This window comes from Oceanicaulis sp. LC35, assembly GCF_052055585.1.
In the GTDB taxonomy this organism is placed as follows: domain Bacteria; phylum Pseudomonadota; class Alphaproteobacteria; order Caulobacterales; family Maricaulaceae; genus Oceanicaulis.
Genome location: NZ_CP170485.1, coordinates 987254 through 1010135 on the forward strand (window position 1 = coordinate 987254; position 22882 = coordinate 1010135).

Here is a 22882-nt window from a genome sequence, read left to right on the forward strand (position 1 = left end):
TGACGCAAAACGGGCATCACCTGGCTGTGAAGCGGGTGAGGGTCACGATTCCCCGCGCCCCCAACGCGCCCGGCTGCCGCGCCCGTCCACATGTACGAAGGGGCCGTGCACGGCGTTCGCGCCATAGGCGCCAATGCCGCCTGCGCTCAGATCCGTTCGCCCCCGGAACAGCCGGTCGGCGAAATCATAGAGAAAGTTGGCGTCCGCGCGCGTGATCCGGCCATCGCCATTGAGGTCATCCATGACCCCGTCCCCGCCTTCCACATCGGGATAGATGTCGGCGGCGTCGCCATACATGTGTCGCGACAATCGGGCCGAGCCGATGGCGGTATTGTAGAACGGCGTGCGAAAGCCGCTCATGACGAAGAAGCTTTCCGCCTCGGTCAGGCCGTCTGCGCGCAGTTCGTCAAGCAGCGCTTCAAGCCGGTTGAGCAGGCTGGGCGTGACCATGACGAATTTGGGCCAGTGGCCGGGCTGCTGCTTGCACAGGAACTGGCCCAGCGTGAAGCTGGGCGAGACCGGGACGTCCAGATCGTCCTCCGTCACCCGGATCAGACCTTGCGGCGCGTCCTGGGGGTAGCTGCCGATCCGATACCCTTCCACCACCTCTTGTCCTTCAAGGGGTTTGAGCACGAAGACTGACAACAGGGCGTGACCACCCTCCAGATCAAAGATCCGGATCTGGTGAGCGCCCGGCGTATCCGGTGCGGTGAAGCTGTGGCTTGTGTCCAGACCGGCCGGTTCCTCGCCATCGATGGAAACAGACACCCCGGTCTCGCTTTCAAGCGCCAGCGTTTCGCCGGGCATCAGCGTCGCCTGCCAGATTGCATGCGGCATGGGTTCGCCATCCACGGCGAGAGACAGGGCCGTGTCTTCGGTCGGCTCAGCCTCTTCCAGATCCGCCAGCTGCGCGTTGAGCGCTTCGGTCAGGTCAATGACCTGGCCTTGAGGCTCGGACGAGCTTGCCTCTTCAGTCGCGTTCGGATCGGCGGGGGTCTGGGCCTGACAGGCGGTTGTGCTCGCCAGACACAGGCTGAGTGTGAGTGCGGATGCGCTCAGTTTCATGCCTAGATGTGCTCCGGATTGCCAACGGTCAGCGGCGAATTGTTGATCAGTGCGATCAGCGCCGGGTCGCGCTCATAGACATCATGGTGGAACACCACATCGCCATCGTCTTCGACCTCAACGGTGCGGTAGACCACATGGACCGGCAGGGGCGTTTCCAGATCGATGCGCTGGTTTTCACCGGATGCGACCGCGTTCGCGATCATCGCTTCGGCGTTCTGGCCGGTGACCGCTTCCACCACCCAGGCCGCCATGGCCTGCGGGTCTTCAAGCCGGATGCAGCCTGAAGAAAACGCGCGCTGGTCGCGCTCGAACAGATGCCGGGTCGGCGTGCCGTGCAGATAGACCGAATGTTGGTTGGGGAACATGATTTTCAGTTCGCCCAGAGCGTTGTTGGCTCCCGGATCCTGGATCAGGCGCACCTGCTCGGCGACCTCATCGGAGGTCCAGTCGATCATTTCCGCACTCAGGGGCTGACCGGAATTGCGATCAACCACCTTGTAGCCGCGATCGCTCAGATAGGCCTCGTCTTCACGGATATGGCTCAGCTTGTCGCGCACCAGAATGCTGGTGGGCACATACCAGTGGGGGTTGGCGACGATATATTCGATTTGCTCATCCATCAGCGGCGTCTGACGGGTGCGCTGACCGACGATGGAGCGCATCTCGATGTCCACATGGCCATCGCGGATCGCGCGCGTGCGATAGGCGGGAATGTTCACCTCGATATAGCGGTCGCCGAAATCGGGTGAGGCGTTGCGCCAGCGCTCAAGATTGGCGTCGATCCGCGCCAGCTTGTCCTCTGCGGTGACGTTCAGCGCAGCGACTGTCGCCGGGCCCAGAACGCCATCCACCTCAAGCCCGTTACGGGCCTGAAACTCCCGCAGGGCGGATTCGACTTCGGGGGTGAAGGTCTGCATGGCGGCGCGCCAGTCATCGGGGCTCACCGGCGCCGCGTCACCCGGCGCGGTAATGAAGGAAACCTGGGTCAGCGGCGGCATGTCCGCGTCACGGTCAGCGACGAGCGCCGGATCGCGCGGACGGTCGATCTGATAGCCTTCCTCACGCAAGCGCGTGCGCAAGGTTTCGATCACCGGGCTGACATCACCCAGCTCCAGAAGGTCGTCGGGTTCGGGAATGGGCGTGAAACCGCCCGACTTGATATACCCGTCATAGGTCTGGCGGGCCTTGAGCAGGTCGTCATACTGGCTGTGTGCGACTGACAGTTCGGAATAATCAAGCTCCGCAGCGCCCGCATGAGCCAGCATCTGATCCAAAGGCAGCGGCGTATCGCTCCCTTGGGTGGCGCGTGCGGACAAACCATTCAGGCGACGGTCAGCGAGTGCAATGAATGCGGCGGACAACTGGATGTCGGCGCGGGCCGCAGATTGCGCTGAACCTGCATCCAGATCGCGCGCGGCTTCGCGCAGGGTGCGCAGGGCGTCTTCGCTCAGGGACAGCCCTTCTTCGGGCGCGGTGGCGTAGGCGCTGATCAGTTCGCGTGCGCCGTCCTCTGTCCAGATCGGATCAAAGACGCGCATGGCATAGGCAGTGTAGAGCGCTTCCTCGAGCGTATGCTCGGCATCGTGAGCGCCGGGCTGGGGCTCTGGCGCCAGCGCTTCTTCGATCGCGGCGGAGACCGTGCCGTCCGGGATATGACCCGCCGGGCCGGTCTGCTCGCCGACGATCTCGGGATCCAGACTTGAGAGAAGCGTTTCTGTCTGACCGGACGCGGCGAACGGGGAGGAGATCGCGGCGGCGAGAACAAAGGCGGCGGCAGTGGTTTTGTAGTGTTTCATCATCAAGCTCACGAGTAGCGCCGGTGAGCTTAATCAAAGCGGAGTGCAGGGCCTGGGTTCCGAGAAAACTGTATGTGCAGTTTGTGATGTTTTCTATGGAACCTTTCCCCGGATTGTTCGTTTCATGTCTGTCCCCGTATGCACGTCCCCCAACAAAAACGCCGCCCGTTTCGGGCGGCGTTTTCTGTTCCGGCAGGGGCGGAGCCTAGCTCTCGCCGAAGACGCGGGCGAAGATCGTGTCCACATGCTTGAAGTGGTAGCCCTCGTCAAAGCAGGCTTCGATCTGGTCGTTGGACAGAAGGGCGGTCACGCCTTCATCGGCCTTGAGATGCTCGACCAGCTTGCCGCCTTCATCCCAGGTTTTCATGCCGTTGCGTTGGACGAGGCGATAGGAATCCTCGCGTGAGGCGCCAGCCTGGGTCAGGGCCAGCAGGACGCGTTGGGAATTGTGGATGCCGCCATAGGCTTCCAGATTCTCACGGCAGCGGTCCTCGTGCACGATCAGCCCCTCGATCATCGAGGCAGTGCGGTGCAGGGCGAAATCAAGGTGCACGGTGGCGTCCGGGCCGATGCCACGCTCGACGGAAGAGTGGGAGATGTCCCGCTCATGCCAGAGCGCCACATTTTCCATGGCCGGGGTGACGGCGGAGCGCACCAGACGCGCCAGACCCGTCAGGTTCTCGGTCAGGATCGGGTTGCGCTTGTGCGGCATGGCCGACGAGCCCTTCTGACCCTTGGAGAAGTATTCCTGCGCTTCGCGCACTTCAGAGCGCTGAAGGTGGCGCACTTCGATGGCGATGTTCTCGATGGAGGAGGCGATCAGGCCCAGCACGGCGAAGAAAGCCGCATGGCGGTCGCGCGGGATGACCTGGGTGGAGATCGGCTCGATGGCGAGACCCATCTTCTCGGCCACATGGGCTTCAACGGCGGGGTTCACATTGGCGAAGGTGCCGATGGCGCCGGAGATGGCGCAGGTGGCGATCTCTTCACGTGCTTTGACAAGGCGGGCGCGGCTGCGATCAAGCTCGGCATAAAAGCGCGCGAACTTCAGACCCATGGTGGTCGGCTCGGCGTGGATGCCGTGGCTGCGGCCGATGCAGGCGGTCATCTTGTGCTCGAAGGCGCGCTTTTTCAGCGCGGCCAGCAAGCGGTCCATGCCCTCAAGCAGCAGATCGGATGCATTGCGCAGCTGGACCGCCAGGCAGGTGTCCAGAACGTCAGAGCTCGTCAGGCCCTGGTGAACAAAGCGGGCATCCTCGCCCACAAGCTCGGCCAGATGGGTCAGGAAGGCGATGACATCGTGCTTCACTTCGCGTTCGATTTCGTCGATGCGATCGACGTCGAACTCCATGTCCTTGGCTTTCCACACCGCCTTGGCGGCGTCAGCGGGGACAACCCCCAGCTCGGCCAGCTTGTCGGTGGCGTGGGCCTCAATCTCGAACCAGATGCGGTATTTCGATTGGGGGGACCAGATGTCGGCCATTTCCGGCCGGGTATAGCGAGGGATCATGGGGCGCGGCTCTCACGTCTTGGAAACGGGCAGGTTTGCGCGCAAACAGCGCTAACCGGCCCGCCGCGTCAAGTGCGAGACTTCAGATCGCGCTTGAGCGCATAGCCCGCGGCCACGAACAGCACGGCGGCGAGGGCGAAGGCGGAGCTGCCCGCCATCAACGCCAGACGCAGGGCTTCGCCTTCGCTGTGCGTGTTGCGCAGGAAGTCTGACAGAGCGCCCACGGCCAGCGGCCCCAGGCCAATGCCGATCAGGTTGTTGAAGAAGCCGATAATGGCTGCGACCGCTGCGCGGGAGGCGGGCGGGGTGAGGGTTTGCGTCGCCGCCAGCCCCGGCCCGATCCACGCATAGCTGAGCAGCAGCGGGATGGCGAAGAAGAGAAGGCTCATCCCGCCATCACGCACCATCAGCCCGCCCAGGAAGAAAGGCACGGTCAAAAGCAGGGTGATGCCGGGAATGACGCCATAGGCTTCCGGGCGGTTCGGGCCGATCCGGTCTGCGATCCAGCCGCCTGCGACAGAGCCGATCAGGCCCAATGCAAACAGCGGCGAAAGACCTGCGCCGACCTCTTCCAGCGTCATGCCTTGGGACCGGATCAGGAAGGAGGGCGCCCATTGATACAGGCTGTATCCGGCGAACGAGGTGACAGCGGCCGCAGCCGTGAACAGGCGCAGGGAGGGCGTGGCGATGACCAGCTTTAGGGCGCCGAGCGCATTGGCTTTCTGCGCCCGCAGGGCTTCGGTGTCGAACATGCCGCGCTTGGGCTCTTTGACCAGAACCAGCAGCACCAGCGCCAGCAGAACGCCCGGCAGGCCCACCAGCACAAAGGCCCAGCGCCAGTTCAGCGCGTCGGCGATAAAGGCGCCCAGCGCCGACCCGGCGGTCAGGCCCAGCGGCGCGCCGACCGAGAACAGGCCAATGGCGAAGGCCCGCTTGGAGGGCGGGAAATAGTCAGACAACACCGAATAGGAGGGGGAGACCCCGCCCGCTTCGCCCGAGGCGACACCGATGCGCGCCAGCAGCATCTGGATGAAGTTGCCCGCCATGCCCGACAGCGCGGTGAACACGCTCCAGACCACGCAGGCCGCTGCGATCAGGCGCACGCGGTTGGTCCGGTCCGCCAGGATGGCGATGGGAATGCCAAGCGTGGCGTAAAACAGCGCGAAGGCGGTCCCGCCCAACAGCGCGAGCTGGCTGTCGCTCAGGCTGAGATCGGTCCGGAATTCTTCTTGCAGGACGGCGAACACCTGCCGGTCCATGAAGTTCACCAGATAGACCACCAGCAAGACGCCCAGAGCCGTCCAGGCGTTTCTGGCGGCGGGGCGTTTCGCGGTGAAAGGCGCGGGGGTGCTCATGGCGATCCCTCGGGGGCGGCTCAAAAGAGGCCGGGTTATGCGATAGGGCGGTGATTCAGTTAAAGGCTCGTGTGCATTACAATTCCAGTCAGGATGACCCCTTAAGCGCTTAGAGAGCGAGCATATCCGGGGTGATCGGACGGGTCCGGTCCAGAGAGCGGGCCTGATCGGGCAGCGGGTATTTCAGCCCCGAACCGCAATTGAAAAGAACCACTTCGGCGTCCTTCTCGATCAGGCCGCGAGACAGTGCGGACTGACAGGCGGCCAGCGTCGCGGCGCCTTCGGGACACAAGAGCAAGCCGTCTTCACGACCGCAAAGCTGACGTGCGTTTTCAATCTGGGCGTCAGACACCGCCAGCGCTGCGCCGCCGCTTTCCCGAACGGCGCGCAGAATCAGGAAGTCGCCAATGGCCTTGGGCACGCGAATGCCCGAGGCGACTGTATGGGCGTCGAGCCATTCAGGCGCATGCTCTTCGCCCGCCTCGAACGCCTTGACGATGGGGGCGCAGCCTTCAGCCTGCACGGCGAACATCTTGGGACGTTCCGAGCCGATCCAGCCCAGCTTCTCCATCTCGTCGAACGCTTTCCACATGCCGATCAGGCCCGTGCCCCCGCCTGTGGGGTAGAAGATGGCGTCGGGGAGTTTCCAGCCCAACTGCCAGGCCAGCTCGATCCCCATCGTCTTCTTGCCCTCGATCCGGTAGGGCTCCTTGAGGGTGGAGACGTCAAACCAGCCCATCTCCTCTTTCAGCGCCCCCACAATGGCGCCGCACTGGTGGATCAGGCCGTTGACGCGAAACACCTGTCCGCCCTGGGCCGCGATCTCGCGCACATTCACTTCGGGCGTATCGGCGGGGCAGAAGGAATAGGTCGTCATTCCTGCGCGGGCGCCATAGGCCGACAGGGCGGCGCCTGCATTGCCGTTCGTGGGCATGGCCATGGTTGTCACGCCAAAGGACTTGGCCATGGAGACGGCCAGCGCCAGCCCCCGCGCCTTGAAGCTGCCCGTGGGCAGGCGGCCTTCATCCTTGACCCAGAGCGGGGCGGTCAGGCCCAGCGAGGCAGCGACGTGGGGCGTCTCGATCAGGGGCGTATCCACTTCGCCCAGCGAGACCACATCCTCATTGCGCGCCACGGGCAGCAGCTCGCGCCATTTCCAGAACCCGGCGTCTTCATCGGCGGGGCGGGCGGCGAGGGCGTCGCGATCAAGCTCGTGCTTCATCGCTTCAAGATCATAGCGCGCCAAGAGCGGCCAGCCTTCCGGGGAGAGGTTGTGCGCGGTGTCCTTGTCCAGCCGGGCGCCCGTCATGGAGCACTCGAGATGGGTGAAATAATTGGACGGGGCAGGGCGCATGGGTCACCGTGAGGGCAAATCGAGAAGGAGGCAGGCATGCCGGTCCTGGGTGTAGGTGGCATTTTCGTGAAGTCGGCTGATCCTGACGCGAGCAAGCGCTGGTATCAAGAGGTTCTGGGTTTAGAGCTTAATTCTTATGGGGGATTTGATTTCGCCCATGCCGATGCAGCTCACGCTTTTGGCGAGGGCGCGCGGACGATCTTTGCCCGTTTCGAGGCGGGGTCGGACTATTTCGAGCCGTCCGAACAGACCTTCATGATCAACCTGATCGTTTCCGATATGGACGCCCTGCTTGAACGCATCGCGGCCTCGGGAACCGCGCTGATCGGTGAACCGCAGAGCTTTGACTATGGCCGCTTCGCCTGGGTGATGGACCCTGATGGCGTCAAGGTCGAGCTGTGGGAGCCGGCGAAACCGGCCGCCTAGCGCGTCATCTGTCCCCAGGCGGCTTTGAACAGCCGTCCCAGACGGTCCAGCGACCAGCCGCGCTGATCAACAGGGCGTCCGGCGATCCAGGTTTGCCGGGCGGTGAAGGTTTCGCCCGCGTCCAGCGCCGCGACAGGATCGCGGTCAAACCAGACCAGGTCAGCGCGCTTGCCCACTTCCAGCGAGCCGGTGTCATCGTGCAGGCCCAGCTGGCGGGCGGCGTTGAGCGTCATCATCGCGAAGGCGTCCTCGGCGGCAATGCGCTCTCCCAGACGGTCGCCCTCTGGCGTCTGTCGCATGACGGGCAGGGCCATGACCCGTGCTGCATCGATGGTGCTGGCGGGATGATCGCCATGGATCGTCACCACGGCGCCGCTTTCAAGCGCAGCGTGAATGGGCATGTAGCGGCCCGCGCGATCAGGGCCGAACATCGCCTCCAGCCGGTGGCCGTAATAGCCGATATGGTCGGGGAAAAAGCCCATCGAGACGCCAAGGCTAGCCGCCCGCTCGATCTGCTCCGGCGTCGCCAGCGCCAGATGCTCCAGCCGGTGATGCAGATCCGGATGGGGAAGGGCGCGCTGGGCGGTTTCGATGACATCAAGCGCCAGATCAATCGCCCGCTCGCCCTGAACATGGAAGGCTAGCTGATGGCCTGCAGCCTGTGTGTCGAGCGCTTGGGCGAGGGCGGTTTCAGGCGCCAGCGCGAGCGGTCCGCGCCAGCCCGGCGGCAAGCCCAGCACCTCGGCGTTGAACCGGCTGTCAGCATAGGGCGTTTCGGTGGCCGCGCCGCCGACGAAGGGCGAGCCGTCGAGCCAGAGCTTCAGGCCCGCAACACGGGTGATGGTGTCGTGTGCAGCGCCCTCAAACACGCCGTATCCGGTCCCGGTCTGCTCTGGCAGCAGGTAAAGGACGGTATTGAGGGGCGCGCGGGGATGGCTGGCGACGTCTGAAAGGATCGCCAGCGGATCGCGCGCCCGTCCCACCAGCCCGGTGATGCCAATGGTCGTGTAGCCTGCCTGCGCATAGCGGGCGTAGGCGTCGGCCAGGATGAATTCGAGCGCGGCGTCCGAGGGCGTGGGGACGCCGGCCATCAACTGGCTCACCGCGTCCACTTCGACCACGCGTCCGGTCAGGGCGCCGCTGGCGTCGCGCTCGAAATAGCCATGTTCGGGGTCCGGCGTTCCGGCATGTATGCCGGCGGCCTCAAGGGCGGCGGAATTGGCGAAGGCTTCATGCAGCATCTGGGTCAGAACGACGAGCGGGCGGTCGGGCGACAGCGCGTCAAGCTCGGTGCGGGACGGGGCGTCCACATCGCCCAGCAGCACCGGATCCCAGCCAAACGCAATGGCCCAGGGGCTGGGGCCGCCGCGCGCGAGGCCTTGCTCGATCAGGGCCATCACTTCTGCCCGCCCGCCGTCATGGGGGCCGGACAGGTTGATCGCCTGACCTAAAAGCCCGGTCGCGAGCGGATGGGTATGCGGTTCAATCAGGCCGGGTGTCAGGGCGCCGCCTTCAAGATCAAAGCGCCTGACGCCTCGCGGCGCCTGCGCTTGGACGCTTTCAAGATCACCTACGGCGATGATCACGCCGTCGCGCATATAGAGCGCGTCAGCTGTCTCAGGCGACGCCGCGGTGCGGATCACGCCGTTATGGAAGAGTACGGTTTCCGGCGCATTGGCGGATCGGGCGGACAGCCCGAACCCGATGGCCAGCACGACGAGCAGTGCGAGGCTCGCCCAGATCATACGCGCCATGGCGCACCTCCCCCTGTGTTTGTCTTTTGTCTCAGGCTAAAGCCCTGAAGCGCTAAAGCAAACCCAGACTCTTGAAGCTGGCGGTGCGTTCACGTCCGATCACCAGATGGTCGTGGACGACAATGTTGAAGGGCTTGGCGGCGCTTATGACCAGCTTGGTCATCTCGATATCAGCGTGAGAGGGTGTCGGGTCGCCGCTGGGATGATTGTGAACAAGGATCAGGGCGCTGGCGTCGAGCGCCAGGGCGCGCTTGACCACTTCGCGCGGATAGACCGGCGCGTGATCGACCGTGCCGCGCGCCTGATGCTCGTCCGCAACGAGGCGGTTCTTCTTGTCCAGATACAGAACCCGGAATTGTTCGGTGGCGGCGTGCTGAAGGGCTGTGCGCAGATAATCAAGAAGCGCCGACCAGCTTGAGAGGATGGGCCGCCCCACCACTTGCTCGCGCGCCATGCGCACCGCCAGCGCCTCGATGAGCTTGAGATCAAGCGCGGTCTTTTCCGAAACGCCCTTCACATCTTTCAGCTGATGCAGCTCCGCCGCGCAGACCCCGCCCAGACCGCCAAAGCGGGCGATCAGCGCCTTGGCCAGCGGTTTGACGTCGCGGCGCGGGATGGAGCGGAAGAGCGCCAGCTCCAGCAATTCGTAGTCCGCGAGCCCCTGTCCGCCAGCTTCAGAGAAACGCGCGCGAAGCCGGTCGCGATGACCGGCATGGGGCAGGGTGGTGTTTGGGGGCAGGGTATCCGTCAATGCAGGCTCGCCAGTTCGTAATTCTCCTGATAGGAGAATACCGATAATTGGACTGACTTGGAGGGGAAATATGATCCGTCTTGTCCTGGCTGCCAGTGCAGCCGTGTTTCTGGCCGCGCCGAGCCTGGCGCAGTCTGACGATGATGTGCGCCTGGCTGAGGCCGAGCGTATGATGGAGCTGACGGGCAGCTCTGATGCCACGTCGATGATGATGGGCATGATGATGCCGACCATGGAGCCAGTTTTGCGCAGTCAGTTTGCTGCTGCGTCTGACGCCCAGATATCCGAGGCGCTGGCGCTCATTGAGCAGACGATGACCGATCTCGTGCCGCAGATCGTGAGTGAGGGCGCGTCAGCCTATGCGGCAGCTTTTACGCTGGAAGAGCTTGAAGAAATCAACGCGTTTTACGAAACCGAGACCGGCCAGAAGCTGGTCGTGTCCATGCCGCAACTGATGCAGGAAGTCGCACTGGTCTCCGAACAGATGGGTATTGAGGCCATGCAGGGCATTCAGCCGCAGATCGAAGCCATCATGGCCCAGTAAGCGGTTTCCCCATCTTCCGTCCTTCCGTGATTTGACCTAACCCATCAGTGTGCACACATACGCAGACGTTCGAGACTGAATCACGGAAGGGCGCGCAATGGCCGATCACGAGTTTGACTATGACCTGTTCACCATCGGGGCCGGGTCAGGCGGCGTGCGGGCCTCTCGGCTGAGCGCGATGCTGGGCAAGAAAGTCGCCGTGGCCGAGGAATACCGCCCTGGCGGCACCTGCGTGATCCGCGGCTGCGTGCCCAAGAAATACATGGTCTACGCGTCCAGCTTCGCCAAAAGCTTCAAGCAGGCCAAAGCCTATGGCTGGTCTGTGGGCGAGCCAGAGTTCAGCTGGCCGACCTTCCGTGACACCATGAATGCCGAAGTGGACCGTCTGTCCGGCATTTATGCGCGCAATCTCGCCAATGCCGGCGTCGAGCTGATCGAGGATCGCGCCGAGCTGGAAGGGCCGAACACCATTCGTCTGGTCAATCAGGACCGCACGGTGACGGCGAAGCATATCCTGATCGCCGTGGGCGGCGCCCCGAACAAGGACGACACGCTGCCGGGCGTCGAGCATACGATCACCTCCAACGAGCTGTTCCACCTGCCCAAACTGCCCAAGCACATCGTCATTGCGGGCGGGGGCTATATTGCGGTGGAGTTCGCCCAGGTCTTTGCCGGGCTCGGCGTCGAGACCTGCCTGGTCTATCGCGGCGAGACCGTGCTGCGCGGCTTTGACGATGATGTACGCACCGCCGTGCATGAAGGCCTGAAAGAGGCTGGCGTGCGGGTGATCACGCATGCGGTGTTCAACAAGATCGAACTGACCGACGAGGCTGCAGGTCTCAAGAGCGTCACGCTGGATAATGGCGATGTGATCGAGGATGTGGATCAGGTCGTCTTCGCGATCGGCCGCGATCCTTACACCAAAGGGCTGGGCCTTGAGGCGGCGGGCGTCGAGGTCAATGGCAAGGGCGCGATCAAGGTCGATGAGTATTCAAAGACCAGCGTGGAAAATATCTACGCCGTCGGCGACGTCACCGACCGGGTGAACCTGACGCCCGTGGCGATCCGCGAGGGCGCGGCCTTCGTGGATACCGTCTATGGCGGCAAGCCCAACGCCTATGACCATTCCACGATTGCGAGTGCAGTGTTCACCCAGCCGCCCGTCGGGACGGTGGGCCTGACCGAGGCTGAGGCCCGCCATCAGTATGGCGAAGTGGATATCTATAAATCCCAGTTCCGCCCGATGAAGGGCATCATCACCGATCATCCCGACCGGATGATGATGAAGATGATCGTGCGCCCATCCGATCAGGTCGTTATCGGCGTGCATCTGGTGGGCGATGACAGCCCGGAGATCATCCAGGCCGTGGGCATTGCGGTGAAAGCAGGGCTGACCAAGGCCCAGTTTGACGCCACTTGCGCGGTCCACCCCAGCGTCGCCGAGGAATTGGTGACGATGAAAGAGAAGTGGATTCCGCCTGAACTGCGCGCTGCGGAGTAAAGCCGTTGATCCCGCGTGGTGAATTAATCACCGCGTCACCCCTATCGTTGCTTTTTGCACGCAGTGCGCCCCGAAGCGGTCCTTCGGGGCTTACTGCGTTGCACAATCGCCGTTACTATGTCCGGCCAAATACAAGAAAGGCGAAGGCCATGACGATGTGGAGCCCTGAGAGCTGGAGATCCAAACCTGGCAAGCAAATGCCGGCTTATCCCGACATGGATAAGCTTTATTGGGTGGAATCCGAGCTCGCCAAGCGCCCGCCGCTGGTCTTTGCAGGCGAAGTGCGTCGGCTGAAAAGCCAGCTGGCCAATGTCTCCGCCGGGCAGGCCTTCCTGTTGCAGGGCGGCGATTGCGCCGAGAGCTTCAAGGAATTCTCAGCAGAGACCGTGCGCGACACCTTCCGCGTCCTGCTGCAGATGGCGGTGGTGATGACCTTCGCCAGCGCCAAGCCGGTGGTGAAGGTGGGTCGCATTGCCGGTCAGTTCGCCAAGCCGCGCTCGTCTGACGAAGAGACGATCGACGGGGTGACCCTGCCCAGCTATCGCGGGGATTCCATCAATGACATGGCCTTCACCGAAGAAGCCCGTGTGCCGGATCCCGAGCGCCTGATCCGCGCTTACGACCAGTCCGCGGCGACGCTGAACCTGCTGCGTGCGCTGGCGTCGGGCGGCTATGCCGACCTTCACAACGTGCACCAGTGGACGCTGGATTTCCTGGCGGGCAGCCCGGCGGGTGAACGCTATCAGGAATATGCCGACCGCATCGGCGAGGCGCTGGCCTTCATGCGCGCTTGCGGCGTGACGCCCGACGGCGCGCCGTCACTGGAAGGGGTGGATTTCTTCACCTCCCACGAAGCGCTGCACCTGCCGTTCGAGCAGGCCATGACCCGGATGGAGAGCAATTCGGGCCGCTGGTATGACACGAGCGCCCATTTGCTGTGGATCGGCGACCGCACGCGTCAGCCCGATCATGCCCATGTGGAGTTCATGCGCGGCATCGAGAACCCGATCGGGCTCAAATGCGGCCCGTCTCTGGACCCCGATGAGCTGATCCGACTGATCGACGTGCTCAATCCGCGTGATGAGGCCGGTCGTCTGATCCTTTACGTGCGCATGGGCGCCGACAAGGTGGCTGACGGTTTGTTGCCGCTGGTGCGCAAGGTGCAGTCTGAAGGCCGCAATGTGATCTGGTCGTGTGACCCGATGCACGGCAACACCCATAAGGCCGCCAATGGCTACAAGACGCGTGATTTCGACAAGGTGCTGTCTGAACTGCGCACCTTCATCGAGGTTCTGCGCGCGGAAGGCGCCGAGCCGGGCGGGGTGCATTTCGAGATGACCGGCCAGGACGTGACCGAATGCGTTGGCGGCGCCGGGCATTTGTCCGAAGCGGATCTGTCGAGCCGCTACCACACCCACTGCGATCCGCGCCTGAACGCTGACCAGGCGCTGGAGATGGCGTTCCAGATCTCTGACGCCCTGAAGCCCGCCCAGGGCCTCAAGCGCAATGTGGTGGCCGCTGAATAGGCAAGCCGCCCTGAAAGACCACAAAAGCCCGGCTCAATGAGCCGGGCTTTTTGCTGGGGCTGGCCCCAAAAGAAAACCGCCGCCCTTTCGGGCGGCGGCTTCGCATCAGCATATCCGCCCGAGGGCGGGAAACGCTTAGATGTCTTTCAGCGCAGACGCCGGGCGGAAGGCCAGTTGCGTCTTGGCTTTGGACATCATTTTTTCGCCGGTCCGCGGGTTGCGCACTTCGCGCGCTTCGCGGTGTTTGGCGTGGAAGGTGCCGAAGCCCGCCAGCTGCACGGAGTCGTTGGACTTCGCTGCGCCGACGATGGCGTCTGCGAACGCATCGATGGCGTCGCTTGCCTGGGCTTTGGTGATGCCAGCTTTGTCGGCGATGGCTTTGGCGAGTTCAGATTTATTCATCAGGGTTCCCCCCTTGGTTTGAAAAGGCGGAGCGTGGGAATCGCAACCCGCCAACGTTGGACAGCGCCATGAAGCGCGATTCTGATCCCTGATTGCAAGGCTATACAGGCGTATCCGCTGAATTGGTTTGCAGTCCTAACGGGAAATTACGCGCTATGGTAAACAAATGGCTACGAAAACGGCCCGTTGTTTGCTGTTAGGAAACCATGACCTACGCACCTGTCTCATGGCTGAACAGAATCAGCGCTATCGGCCTCGCGGTCGCTGCGACCTGCCTGTCCTATGCAGGCTTCGTTCACATGTTCGGAAACGGCACGCTGGCGTGCTTTGTCGCCGCTGTGATCGGTGGCGGCATTGTCGGACGCATGCAGCGCGCAGCCCGGGAGGGGCGCGCCTAGATCCGCGCCGGATCGTGTGCGCGTTGAGCCGATCCCTGATCTCAGGGACGGACGGCTGTCGATGTGGGCTGAAAGGAAGAGGCTAGTCTTCCTTGTGGTCGCCGCGGCGCTGGGGATAGAGCACCATCTGGGTGCAGCGGAAGACCGCGATTTCCTTGTTGTCGCCTTCGCGCCAGCAATTGGCCGACCAGACCTGGGTCGTGCTGCCGCGATGGATGGGCACAGCCTCGCCAAAGACCCGGCCTTCGCGTGCGGTGCCAAAGAAGCTTGAAGAGACTTCAATCGTCGTGAACCCGATGGAGCGATCAGGCATGTTCATGCCTGCACCATAGCCGGCGAGCGTATCGAGCATGGCGATGATGGACGCGGTGTGCAGAAAACCGGTTGGGGCCTGAAGTTCGGGCCGCACCGTGAGGGCGCCGCGAATGCGGGTCTGGGTGGCTTCGATGACCTCAAGACCGACCAGGCCGGCGAGACGACCTTCAGCGCGCGCATTCAACTGATCTACGTTCATGGAAACCCTCGCCCCCTTTGATCGGGACCGTCCTGTCTCAAACAACGATACGGGTAACCATTAAAGCCAAAGTCTTCACAAGACGTATAACAGGCGTGTCGGCGAGAGAAAAACGCGCGCGACGGATGTGTCCTTGGATTCAAGGGCCTGCACTGATGCAGGCGGCGAGTGCGCGGAAGCCCTGAGGCGGGATTCCGCGCGCTCAGCGTTAAAGCTTGACCAGCATCTTGCCGATATTGGCGCCGGTGAAGAGCCCCATGAAGGCGTCCGGCGTCTGATCAATACCTTCGTAGACGGTGTCACGGGTCTTCACCTTGCCCGCCATCATCCAGTCAGACAGATCCGAGATGAACTCGCCCTGCAGATCAAAATGGTCAGACAGGATGAAGCCCTGGACTTTCAGCTTCTTGGCGATGATCTGGGTCAGATTGGTCGGGCCGGGCAGGGGCTTGTCATCATTATAGCGCGCGATCATCCCGCACACCGCCATGCGGCCATGCGCCTTGATGACATCGAGCGCGGCCTGGAGGTGATCCCCGCCCACATTCTCGAAATAGGCGTCAACGCCGCCAAAGGGTTCAGCGGCGGCGCGCACGGCGCCTGCCAGATCGTCGGTCGCCTTGTAATCGACCACGGCGTCCGCACCGATTTCCGAACAGAAGGCGGTTTTCTCTTCGCCGCCAGCGGTCGCGATAACGTTTGCGCCCATGGCTTTGGCGAACTGCACCCCTGCGGACCCTACCGCGCCGGCTGCGGCGCTCATCCACAGGGTCTCGCCCGGCTTGAGGTCGATGATGCGTTTGAGGCCGATATAGGCGGTCATGCCCGTCAGGCCGGCCACGCCCAGATAGGCTTCGGGCGGCAGGACGCTGGCGTCGATCTTGGTCAGCGTGTTGGCGGGTGCGATATAGCCTTCGCGCCAGCCCTTCATGCTCATCACCCAGTCGCCTTCCTCAAAGCCTTCAGCTTTGGAGGCGACGACCTGCCCCACCGCGCCGCCTTCCAGCGGAGCGCCGACGGCGAACGGATCGATATAGGTTTTCACCCCGATCATGCGGCCGCGCATATAGGGGTCGACGGACAGCCAGGCGTTCTTGACGAGGACCTCGCCTTCGCCCGGTTCGGGAAGCTCCACTTCCGCCATTTCAAAATAGTCTGATTTCACGGGGCCCGTGAAATGCTGGGTCAGGCGGATTTCGCGAGAATTCATGGCGCTGTGTCTCCCCTCAGCTCGATGATGTCCGTCACATTCAGATCAAAGCGATGCTCCAGCACCTGATCGAGTGTGACGATCTGCAACAGCAAGGTGAGGATTAAGGTGACGGGGGTCAACAGGACGAAGGAAAAGAGCTTCAGTAATGTGCCTGTGAGGGTGCTGGCGTAATGCGCCGAAAGCACCCGCCCGGTGACATAGAAGTAATATACGATCACCAGGATCAGGCTGAGTATGAGGTTCGCCTCATTGCTGATGAAGGGCATCAGGATCAGCGTCAGGATATTCTGGACCGCCATCATGGAGTTGATCGTGGTCAGATAGACCAGCACGGCGCCGTATAGTGTGCGTTTGGGCGCATAGGCCTTGAACAACAAGGCGTAAGGCAGGGCCGAGAGCACCGTGATCGGCCAGATGAAGACCTGAAGCCAGAAGCTCCAGACCGCATTGACCTCTTCAAGGTTTGTGCCTTGCCCGATCAGCCATGCATCCAGGATTTCAGGTCCTGCCGGGGCGAAGCTTTCCACATTCTGCGCATCCGGCCCGGCGATCAGGACGGTCAGCGTCATGTAGATGCCGAACAGGAAGACCATTAGCCGGACCGGGTTGGCGTAGCGCGTATTGTCTTGCTGCAGCACCGCGCCCGCGACCCGCTCGGGATAAAGAAATCCATCTTTCAGCGTGTGAATGAAGCTGCGGTTCCAGCCCATCAGGCTGTCCAGCATCTCATCGAGCTGAGGCCCATTGGGCCCCGGATCCGTCGGCGTTTGCGGCTGCTGGCTCATCACTCTTCCCCAGGCAAGGGGGCAAGGATCACCCTGTCCGCGCCAATCATCAAGCGCCTCTTCGCACTCGCACGTTTGACGGCGCGAGGTCGGCGGTCTAAAGCCGCGCTCTAGTTCGCGCCCCTGTGCGCCCTGTCTCAAAATCAGAGTCTGTATCCATGACCGTGAAAGTCCGTTTCGCTCCCAGCCCCACCGGCAAGCTGCATGTGGGCAATGTGCGCACCGCCTTGATGAACGTCCTGTTCGCGCGGGGCCAGGGCGGGCAGGTGCTGTTGCGGATCGATGATACCGATATCGAGCGCTCCACCCTCGAGAACGAAGACGCGATCCGCGCTGACCTCACCTGGCTGGGGCTGAGCTGGGACGAGACCTTCAAGCAGTCCGAGCGCTTTGACAAATACGAGATCGCCAAGGCCCAGCTGATCGAAAAGGGCCTTCTGTATCCGTGCTATGAGACCGAGGACGAGCTCGATCGCAAACGCAAGATCCAGCGCGCCCAGGGCAAGCCGCCGGTCTATGACCGCGCCGCGCTGAGCCTGACTGATGACGAGAAGGACAAGCTGGAAGCCGAAGGCCGCAAGCCGCACTGGCGCTTCAAGCTGTCGGGCGGTCGCATCGAGTGGACCGATCTGGTGCGCGGGCCGAGCCATATTGAAACGAGCTCGGTCTCTGACCCGATCCTGATCCGCGCCGATGGCAGCTATCTGTACACTCTGCCGAGCGTGGTGGATGACCTTGAGTCCAACGTCACCCACATCATTCGCGGCGAGGACCATGTCACCAACTCCGCCGCGCAGATCGAGATTTTCGAAGCGCTGGGCGGCAAGGGCTCGGCGCCCGCCATGGGGCATATGGCGCTGCTGGTGGGCGCGGATGGCGACAAGCTGTCCAAACGTCTGGGCTCGCTGTCCATCGAGGACCTGCGTGAGATCGACGGCTTTGAGCCGATGGCTGTGTGTTCGCTGCTTGCCAAGATCGGCACGTCTGACGCTGTAGACGTGCGCTCGGAGCTGCAACAGCTCGCCGAGGAGTTCGATTTCGGCAAGCTGTCGCGCACCCCGGCCCGTTTTGACCCTGAAGAGCTCAAGCGCCTGAACGCCAAGCTGGTCCATGCGATGGACTATGCCGATGTGCGTGACCGTCTGGCCGGGCTGGATGCGGATGGCGGAGAGGCGTTCTGGCTGACCGTGCGCCCCAACCTCACCGTGTTGAAGGATGTGGTGGAATGGGCGCGCCTGATCGAAGGCCCGGTCACTCCGGCCATCGCCGATGAGGATGCGGACTTCGCCGCCCAGGCGGCCGAGCTTTTGCCTGAAGGCGAGCTGACCGTTGACAGCTGGGGCGCGTGGACGAACGCGCTGAAAGAGGCGACCGGCCGCAAGGGCAAAACCCTGTTCCTGCCGCTGCGCATGGCGCTGACCGGTCAGCAGCGCGGTCCGGAAATGGGTGAGCTGCTGCCGCTGATCGGTGCGGAAAAAGCCAAGGCGCGCCTTAAAGGCGTGACCGTCTAGGTCCGGCTTTCATCTGAACAACAAAACCCCGGAGCCACGCTCCGGGGTTTTTGTTTATGCGCCAAGAGCCCCGCGCGTCGACGCAGGGGGAGAGCAAAGACGGGTCGCGCGAGAGCGGGGCGTCTAGCGTTTCAGTGGGGTATTTGAGAACCGAACCCGGCTCCCGCGCTTGAGATGTTTTATCGGGATCACCGTCCGGAGACTTCTGCGCTGTCGCGCCGCCGGTGCAGTCACCGCCTCATCAGACGCCGCTGCCCTGGACCGCCCGGTGATTGCCCGCCTTTTCGCACAAAGGCCGCGTTACAGCCTCTGTCCTCGGGACACCCCGCCCCTCCCAGCCTGAACGCGCCGGCCGCCCGCCCTGGAAGGAACGAGGCCGAGTATGGGGGAAGGTGGGGTGGGGGCGGATAAGTTGGCGTTTACCCATAAACTGAAACCCCGGCCAAGCGTAGCGCCGAGCCGGGGCCTCCATCAGAATAAGGCGCTTTTCGCGGAGGGAGGTCCCGGGTCTTCGCTGCGCTCGCCCGGGAATTCAATCTCTATCGTCACTGACAGGATAAACTCGCGTCACAGCAAGGCGACTAGCCGCAGGGCGGTTGGTCGAGACCGGCCGGAGACTTGGTGAACAGCTCCACCCCGTCCTTGGTGACGCCGACCGAATGTTCGAACTGGGCGGACAGGGATTTGTCGCGGGTGACCGCGGTCCAGCCATCGCTGAGGATCTTCACGCCCGGCTTGCCGATATTGAGCATGGGTTCGATCGTGAAGAACATGCCTTCCTCGATCTTCGGTCCCGTGCCGTATTCGCCAAAGTGCAGCACGTTCGGTGCATCATGGAACAGGCGGCCGAGGCCGTGGCCGCAGAAATCACGCACGACGGAATAGCGCTGGGCTTCGGCGTATTCCTGGATGGCCGCGCCGATATCACCGAAGGTGTTGCCCGGTTTGACCATTTCGATGCCGCGCATCATGGCCTCATAGGTCACTTCCACAAGGCGGGCCGCCTTGCGCTTGACCTCACCCACGCCGAACATGCGCGAGGTGTCGCCATGCCAGCCGTCCAGCACGCAGGTCACGTCGATATTGACGATATCGCCTTCGCGCAGGGGTTTCTTGTTCGGGATGCCGTGGCAGACGACGTGATTGATCGAGGTGCAGCTGGATTTGGTGTAGCCGCGATAGAAGATCGTGGCCGGCGCCGCGCCATGGTCGAGATAGAATTCACGAACCAGATCATCGAGTTCCTGGGTGGTGACGCCCGGTTTCACATGCTCGACCAGCATGTCCAGTGCGCGCGCGGACAGCTGCCCGGCCTTGCGCATGCCATCGAAGTCTTCCGGCTTGTGGCGCTTGATATGCCCAGTGCGCGTCGGCGCGTCGTCGAGATCCAGCCCGGTGTCAGTCACGTTTCATCCGTTCGTTGCCTGACCCCTATATAAACGCGCCCGGGCCGTGATGGAATGTTCCACGGTCCCGGGCGCGCATTCGTTCGCAGTTGAGGGCGTCTACTGGGCGAAGAAGCTGTCTTCGTTCCAGTGCGGGGTCTCGTCCGCATTGGCGATGGCGTCGATGATGGCGAGGTTGATATTGGCGAACTTGGCGCCCTGATCAAACATCACGCCCGCATCGGCTTCATCGCCCGGGGCGTGATAGTCGCCGCCCAGGAAGTTCAGGAAGCCCTGGCCCTCGTCATCGTCCGGATTGGGGCTGGAGAAGCCGGTCATCAGGAAGACAGACGGCACGCCCTGGCGCACGAAGTTGTAGTGGTCAGACCGCACGAACAGCGCCTGTTGCGGCATCGGATCGGGCGACAGCGATGCGCCCGCGCCTTGCACGGCGGCTTCGGCGATCGGGCCGAGGCTGGAATGCTCGGCGCCGAAGGCGATCAGGTCGTTGAACTCATAGCGGATGACCGGCATGTCCAGATTGACGTTGGCCACCATGCCTTCCATCGCCGGGGTAATGTTGGCGGCGATGTGGGCTGAGCCCAGAAGACCTTTTTCCTCAGCGGTCAGGCCGATGAAAACGACGGGGCGACGCGGGCGGTCCATCTCGGCCATGGCGCGCGCGGTCTCGATCATGATCGCCGAGCCCGAAGCGTTGTCGAGCGCGCCGTTGCAGATCCGGTCCACTTCTTCTTCCAGGCGGCAGATGCCGACATGGTCGAGGTGGGCGGTGACGATCACCGGCTCGTCGGCGAGGGCGGGATCAGAGCCCGGCAGAACGCCGACGACATTGTCTGAATAGACCATTTCACGCTCGGTCTTGGCCGAGATCGAGAGGGCCTGGTTGAGGTCAAACCCTTCAGGCGCCTCGCCATTGATGGCGGCTTCGACCATGGCGGCATAGTCCTGGCCTGCGGCCTCGAAAAGGCGCGTGGCCACAGCGTCGGAAATGGCCGCGCGCACCTGCAGCTCGGCGGCGGCGGAGGCGGCTTCGGTCGTCATGCTCTCGCCTGCGGCATAGGGCGCCATACGCTCGAAGGTGAAGCGGGACAGGCCTTCGGGCATCACCGAGATCATGCCGATGGCGCCGTTGTCGGCGGCGTATTGCGCCTTGGTGCGGCTGGAGTTGAGGTGTGCGCTGATATCAGACGGAAGCTCGCCCGGCGTGCCCATCAGCACGACGACGATCTTGCCCTCGACATCGAGGCCTTCGTAATCGTCAAAGCCCAGTTGCGGGGCATCAAGACCAAAGCCGACGAACACCGCGTCCGCGTCCACGCTCGCGTCATCCAGAACGGCATGGGCGGAAACGACGAAATCCTGGCCCGGGTTCAGGGCTTCTCCGTTGAGGATGAAGCTGGCTTCGTCCTGATTGGCGGACATGACCTGCAGCGGCACCGGGGCGCGATAGCCCTCCATGCCGCCCGGCTCAAGGCCGATCAGGCGGAACTGGCTTTCCATATAGGCGGCGGCGATGTCATAGCCGCGCTCGCCTGCTTCACGGCCTTCCAGAAGGTCGTCGGCCAGAAAGCGGATATGGGCTTCGATCGAAGATGCCGCGACAACCGGCGCAGCCGATTGGGTCTGAACCTGTTCGGTCGCCGGAACAGTCGCGCAGGCGGTCAGCGCGATAACGCTGGCCGCAGCAGCAAGAAGATTACGCATGAAAGTCTCCCCTTAATCACGGCCGGACTATAGGCCCGTGCTCGCGGCTGGAAAACTTTCTGCTCTGTAATGCGCAGCCCGGCCGGCGTCAGCCCCGTTTCAGCCCGGCGTCCAGCGCGTCCGCCGCCAGACTCAAGTCCTCGGAAGGCTTGCCGTAATGGCGGGCGAAACTGTCGATCATGCGGGCCGGTCGCCCGGTTGAAAGCTGGAAGCAGACCAGCCGGGTCACCGCGCGAAACACGGTTTCCCCGTCCGAAATGCGGCGGAACTGATACCAGCGCTCGGCGCGCAGCTTGCCGTCAGAACGGGCGATCCAGACCGCGCAGGCGATCTCGTCGCCCGTGCGGCAATGGCCCAGATAATCGGCCTCGGTGCGCAGGATCGCCATGCCGCGATCCACGGTGCGGCAGTCCTGACGAGTGAAGCCGTCCGCCTCCCAGTGCGCCCAGGCGGTCTGGTCCGCCCATTTGAGATAGACCGAGTTATTGGCGTGATCAAAATCGTCGATATCCTCCGCCTTCACCGTGACCGGCAGAAGGAAGGGGGCGGGCAGATCCCAGCCGCTGTCATCGGGGTTCAGCACAATGGTCTCGCTCACAGTCTCACCTCGATCTCTCGGATCACCTCGACCCCTTGCAGGGTCACGTCGCACGCCCATGCGATCACCTCAACACCTGCTGCAGCCGAGTCGCGCAGGGCCAGAGCGTAATCGGGGTCAAGATCGTCCGCCGGGGCGAATGTCTCGCAATCGGAGCGCTGGACGATAAACAGCTGCACGGCGCGATGGCCTTGGCGCACCATCTCGGTCAATTCGCCCAGATGCTTGGCGCCGCGTGTGGTGACGCTGTCAGGAAACTCCGCCAACCCCGGCGTGCGCATGAGGTGACAGTTCTTCACTTCCACATAGCAGGCCGGGTGGTCTTCGCGTTCCAGCAAAAGGTCGATGCGCGAATTGACGCCATATTTCACCTCGCGTTTGAGGCTGTCATAGCCGGACAATGTCGGAATGGTTCCCGCCCGGATCGCCTCTTCGGCGAGGGCGTTAGGGCGATTGGTGTTGATGCCCACCAGAGCCCCGTCCGCTTCCAGCACTTCGAGCGTGTATTCGAGCTTGCGCTTGGGATCGTCGGTATGGCTGAGCCAGCAGCGGCTGCCCGGATCCTTCAGCCCCAGCATGGAGCCCGGATTGGGGCAGTGCGCGGTCACGGTTTCCCCGCTCTCAAGCGTCACATCGGCGAGGAAGCGTTTATAGCGCTGGATCAGAACGCCGGGATGGAGCGGGGCGGCAAATCGCATCACGAGACCTTGGAGAGCGGGCAGGGCGGGACCATAGTCTGCCCGACCACGCACGCAAGAGAGGGCGG

21 protein-coding genes are annotated in these 22882 nt (G+C 63.0%); 6 read left to right on the forward strand and 15 right to left on the reverse strand.

From position 1 onward, the window contains the following. Positions 1-42: 42 nt before the first annotated feature. The 5 genes from ACFELO_RS04620 to ACFELO_RS04640 form a co-directional block, all read right to left on the reverse strand. Positions 43-1065 carry a D-Ala-D-Ala carboxypeptidase family metallohydrolase gene (locus ACFELO_RS04620; RefSeq protein ID WP_440959400.1) on the reverse strand — a complete coding sequence of 341 codons (1023 nt, stop codon included), beginning with the start codon at positions 1063-1065 and terminating at the stop codon, positions 43-45. Between the two features lie 2 nt (positions 1066-1067). After that, on the reverse strand, positions 1068-2864 hold the full coding sequence (locus ACFELO_RS04625) for a L,D-transpeptidase family protein (RefSeq protein WP_440959401.1): 1797 nt from the start codon (positions 2862-2864) through the stop codon (positions 1068-1070). A gap of 205 nt (positions 2865-3069) precedes the next feature. Further along, positions 3070-4374, reverse strand: a complete 1305-nt coding sequence (gene purB / locus ACFELO_RS04630) for an adenylosuccinate lyase (protein WP_440959402.1) — start codon at positions 4372-4374, stop codon at positions 3070-3072. 68 nt (positions 4375-4442) lie between these two features. Beyond that, positions 4443-5729: a spinster family MFS transporter gene (locus tag ACFELO_RS04635; RefSeq protein ID WP_440959403.1), complete on the reverse strand. Its 1287-nt coding sequence runs from the start codon at positions 5727-5729 to the stop codon at positions 4443-4445. Positions 5730-5838: 109 nt separating this feature from the next. Further along, positions 5839-7083, reverse strand: coding sequence for a threonine synthase (locus ACFELO_RS04640; RefSeq protein WP_440959404.1), 1245 nt, complete (start codon positions 7081-7083; stop codon positions 5839-5841). A gap of 36 nt (positions 7084-7119) precedes the next feature. Here ACFELO_RS04640 and ACFELO_RS04645 point away from each other — a divergent pair, with 36 nt between their 5' ends. Continuing rightward, positions 7120-7509, forward strand: a complete 390-nt coding sequence (locus tag ACFELO_RS04645; RefSeq protein WP_440959405.1) for a VOC family protein — start codon at positions 7120-7122, stop codon at positions 7507-7509. On the opposite strand, the gene ACFELO_RS04650 is transcribed toward ACFELO_RS04645, so the two are convergent. Both ACFELO_RS04650 and radC read right to left on the reverse strand, forming a co-directional pair. Next, on the reverse strand, positions 7506-9263 hold the full coding sequence (locus ACFELO_RS04650; RefSeq protein WP_440959406.1) for an amidohydrolase: 1758 nt from the start codon (positions 9261-9263) through the stop codon (positions 7506-7508). The genes ACFELO_RS04645 and ACFELO_RS04650 overlap by 4 nt on opposite strands. 52 nt (positions 9264-9315) lie before the next feature. Then, positions 9316-10014 carry a RadC family protein gene (gene radC / locus ACFELO_RS04655; protein WP_440959407.1) on the reverse strand — a complete coding sequence of 233 codons (699 nt, stop codon included), beginning with the start codon at positions 10012-10014 and terminating at the stop codon, positions 9316-9318. Positions 10015-10084: 70 nt separating this feature from the next. Here radC and ACFELO_RS04660 point away from each other — a divergent pair, with 70 nt between their 5' ends. The 3 genes from ACFELO_RS04660 (at position 10085) to ACFELO_RS04670 (ending at position 13585) form a co-directional block, all read left to right on the forward strand. Next, entirely contained in the window at positions 10085-10558 is a 474-nt protein-coding gene (locus ACFELO_RS04660; RefSeq protein ID WP_440959408.1) for a DUF2059 domain-containing protein, read from the forward strand. A gap of 97 nt (positions 10559-10655) precedes the next feature. Further along, on the forward strand, positions 10656-12059 hold the full coding sequence (gene gor, locus ACFELO_RS04665; RefSeq protein ID WP_440959409.1) for a glutathione-disulfide reductase: 1404 nt from the start codon (positions 10656-10658) through the stop codon (positions 12057-12059). A gap of 149 nt (positions 12060-12208) precedes the next feature. Beyond that, entirely contained in the window at positions 12209-13585 is a 1377-nt protein-coding gene (locus tag ACFELO_RS04670) for a class II 3-deoxy-7-phosphoheptulonate synthase (RefSeq protein WP_440959410.1), read from the forward strand. A 135-nt stretch (positions 13586-13720) separates the two neighbouring features. On the opposite strand, the gene ACFELO_RS04675 is transcribed toward ACFELO_RS04670, so the two are convergent. Beyond that, the gene (locus ACFELO_RS04675; RefSeq protein ID WP_009801323.1) at positions 13721-13987 is read right to left on the reverse strand and encodes an HU family DNA-binding protein; all 267 of its coding nucleotides are present in this window, start codon (positions 13985-13987) and stop codon (positions 13721-13723) included. A 206-nt stretch (positions 13988-14193) separates the two neighbouring features. Between ACFELO_RS04675 and ACFELO_RS04680 the strand changes: the two genes are divergently transcribed. Then, entirely contained in the window at positions 14194-14385 is a 192-nt protein-coding gene (locus tag ACFELO_RS04680; protein WP_440959411.1) for a hypothetical protein, read from the forward strand. A gap of 82 nt (positions 14386-14467) precedes the next feature. Here the strand turns inward: ACFELO_RS04680 and ACFELO_RS04685 are convergent, their stop codons facing one another. The 3 genes from ACFELO_RS04685 to ACFELO_RS04695 form a co-directional block, all read right to left on the reverse strand. Then, positions 14468-14899, reverse strand: coding sequence for a PaaI family thioesterase (locus ACFELO_RS04685; protein ID WP_440959412.1), 432 nt, complete (start codon positions 14897-14899; stop codon positions 14468-14470). Positions 14900-15107: 208 nt separating this feature from the next. Then, positions 15108-16109: an NADP-dependent oxidoreductase gene (locus ACFELO_RS04690; protein ID WP_440959413.1), complete on the reverse strand. Its 1002-nt coding sequence runs from the start codon at positions 16107-16109 to the stop codon at positions 15108-15110. Then, on the reverse strand, positions 16106-16897 hold the full coding sequence (locus ACFELO_RS04695) for a hypothetical protein (RefSeq protein WP_440959414.1): 792 nt from the start codon (positions 16895-16897) through the stop codon (positions 16106-16108). The genes ACFELO_RS04690 and ACFELO_RS04695 overlap by 4 nt, the downstream gene beginning before the upstream one ends. A gap of 158 nt (positions 16898-17055) precedes the next feature. On the opposite strand from ACFELO_RS04695, the gene gltX reads away from it, so the two are divergent. Next, a complete protein-coding gene (gltX, locus tag ACFELO_RS04700; protein WP_440959415.1) occupies positions 17056-18408 on the forward strand; it encodes a glutamate--tRNA ligase in 1353 nt (450 codons plus the stop codon). Positions 18409-18989: 581 nt separating this feature from the next. Here gltX and map read toward each other — a convergent pair. From map to sfsA, 4 genes are all read right to left on the reverse strand, one after another. Beyond that, positions 18990-19814 (reverse strand): type I methionyl aminopeptidase, encoded by an 825-nt coding sequence (gene map / locus ACFELO_RS04705; RefSeq protein ID WP_440959416.1) that lies wholly within the window; start codon positions 19812-19814, stop codon positions 18990-18992. Positions 19815-19913: 99 nt separating this feature from the next. Beyond that, a complete protein-coding gene (locus tag ACFELO_RS04710) occupies positions 19914-21518 on the reverse strand; it encodes a M28 family metallopeptidase (protein WP_440959417.1) in 1605 nt (534 codons plus the stop codon). An 88-nt stretch (positions 21519-21606) separates the two neighbouring features. Further along, complete coding sequence (locus ACFELO_RS04715; RefSeq protein WP_440959418.1) at positions 21607-22116, reverse strand: acyl-CoA thioesterase; 510 nt, start codon at positions 22114-22116, stop codon at positions 21607-21609. Beyond that, the gene (gene sfsA, locus ACFELO_RS04720; protein WP_440959419.1) at positions 22113-22814 is read right to left on the reverse strand and encodes a DNA/RNA nuclease SfsA; all 702 of its coding nucleotides are present in this window, start codon (positions 22812-22814) and stop codon (positions 22113-22115) included. The genes ACFELO_RS04715 and sfsA overlap by 4 nt, the downstream gene beginning before the upstream one ends. Positions 22815-22882 lie beyond the last annotated feature (68 nt).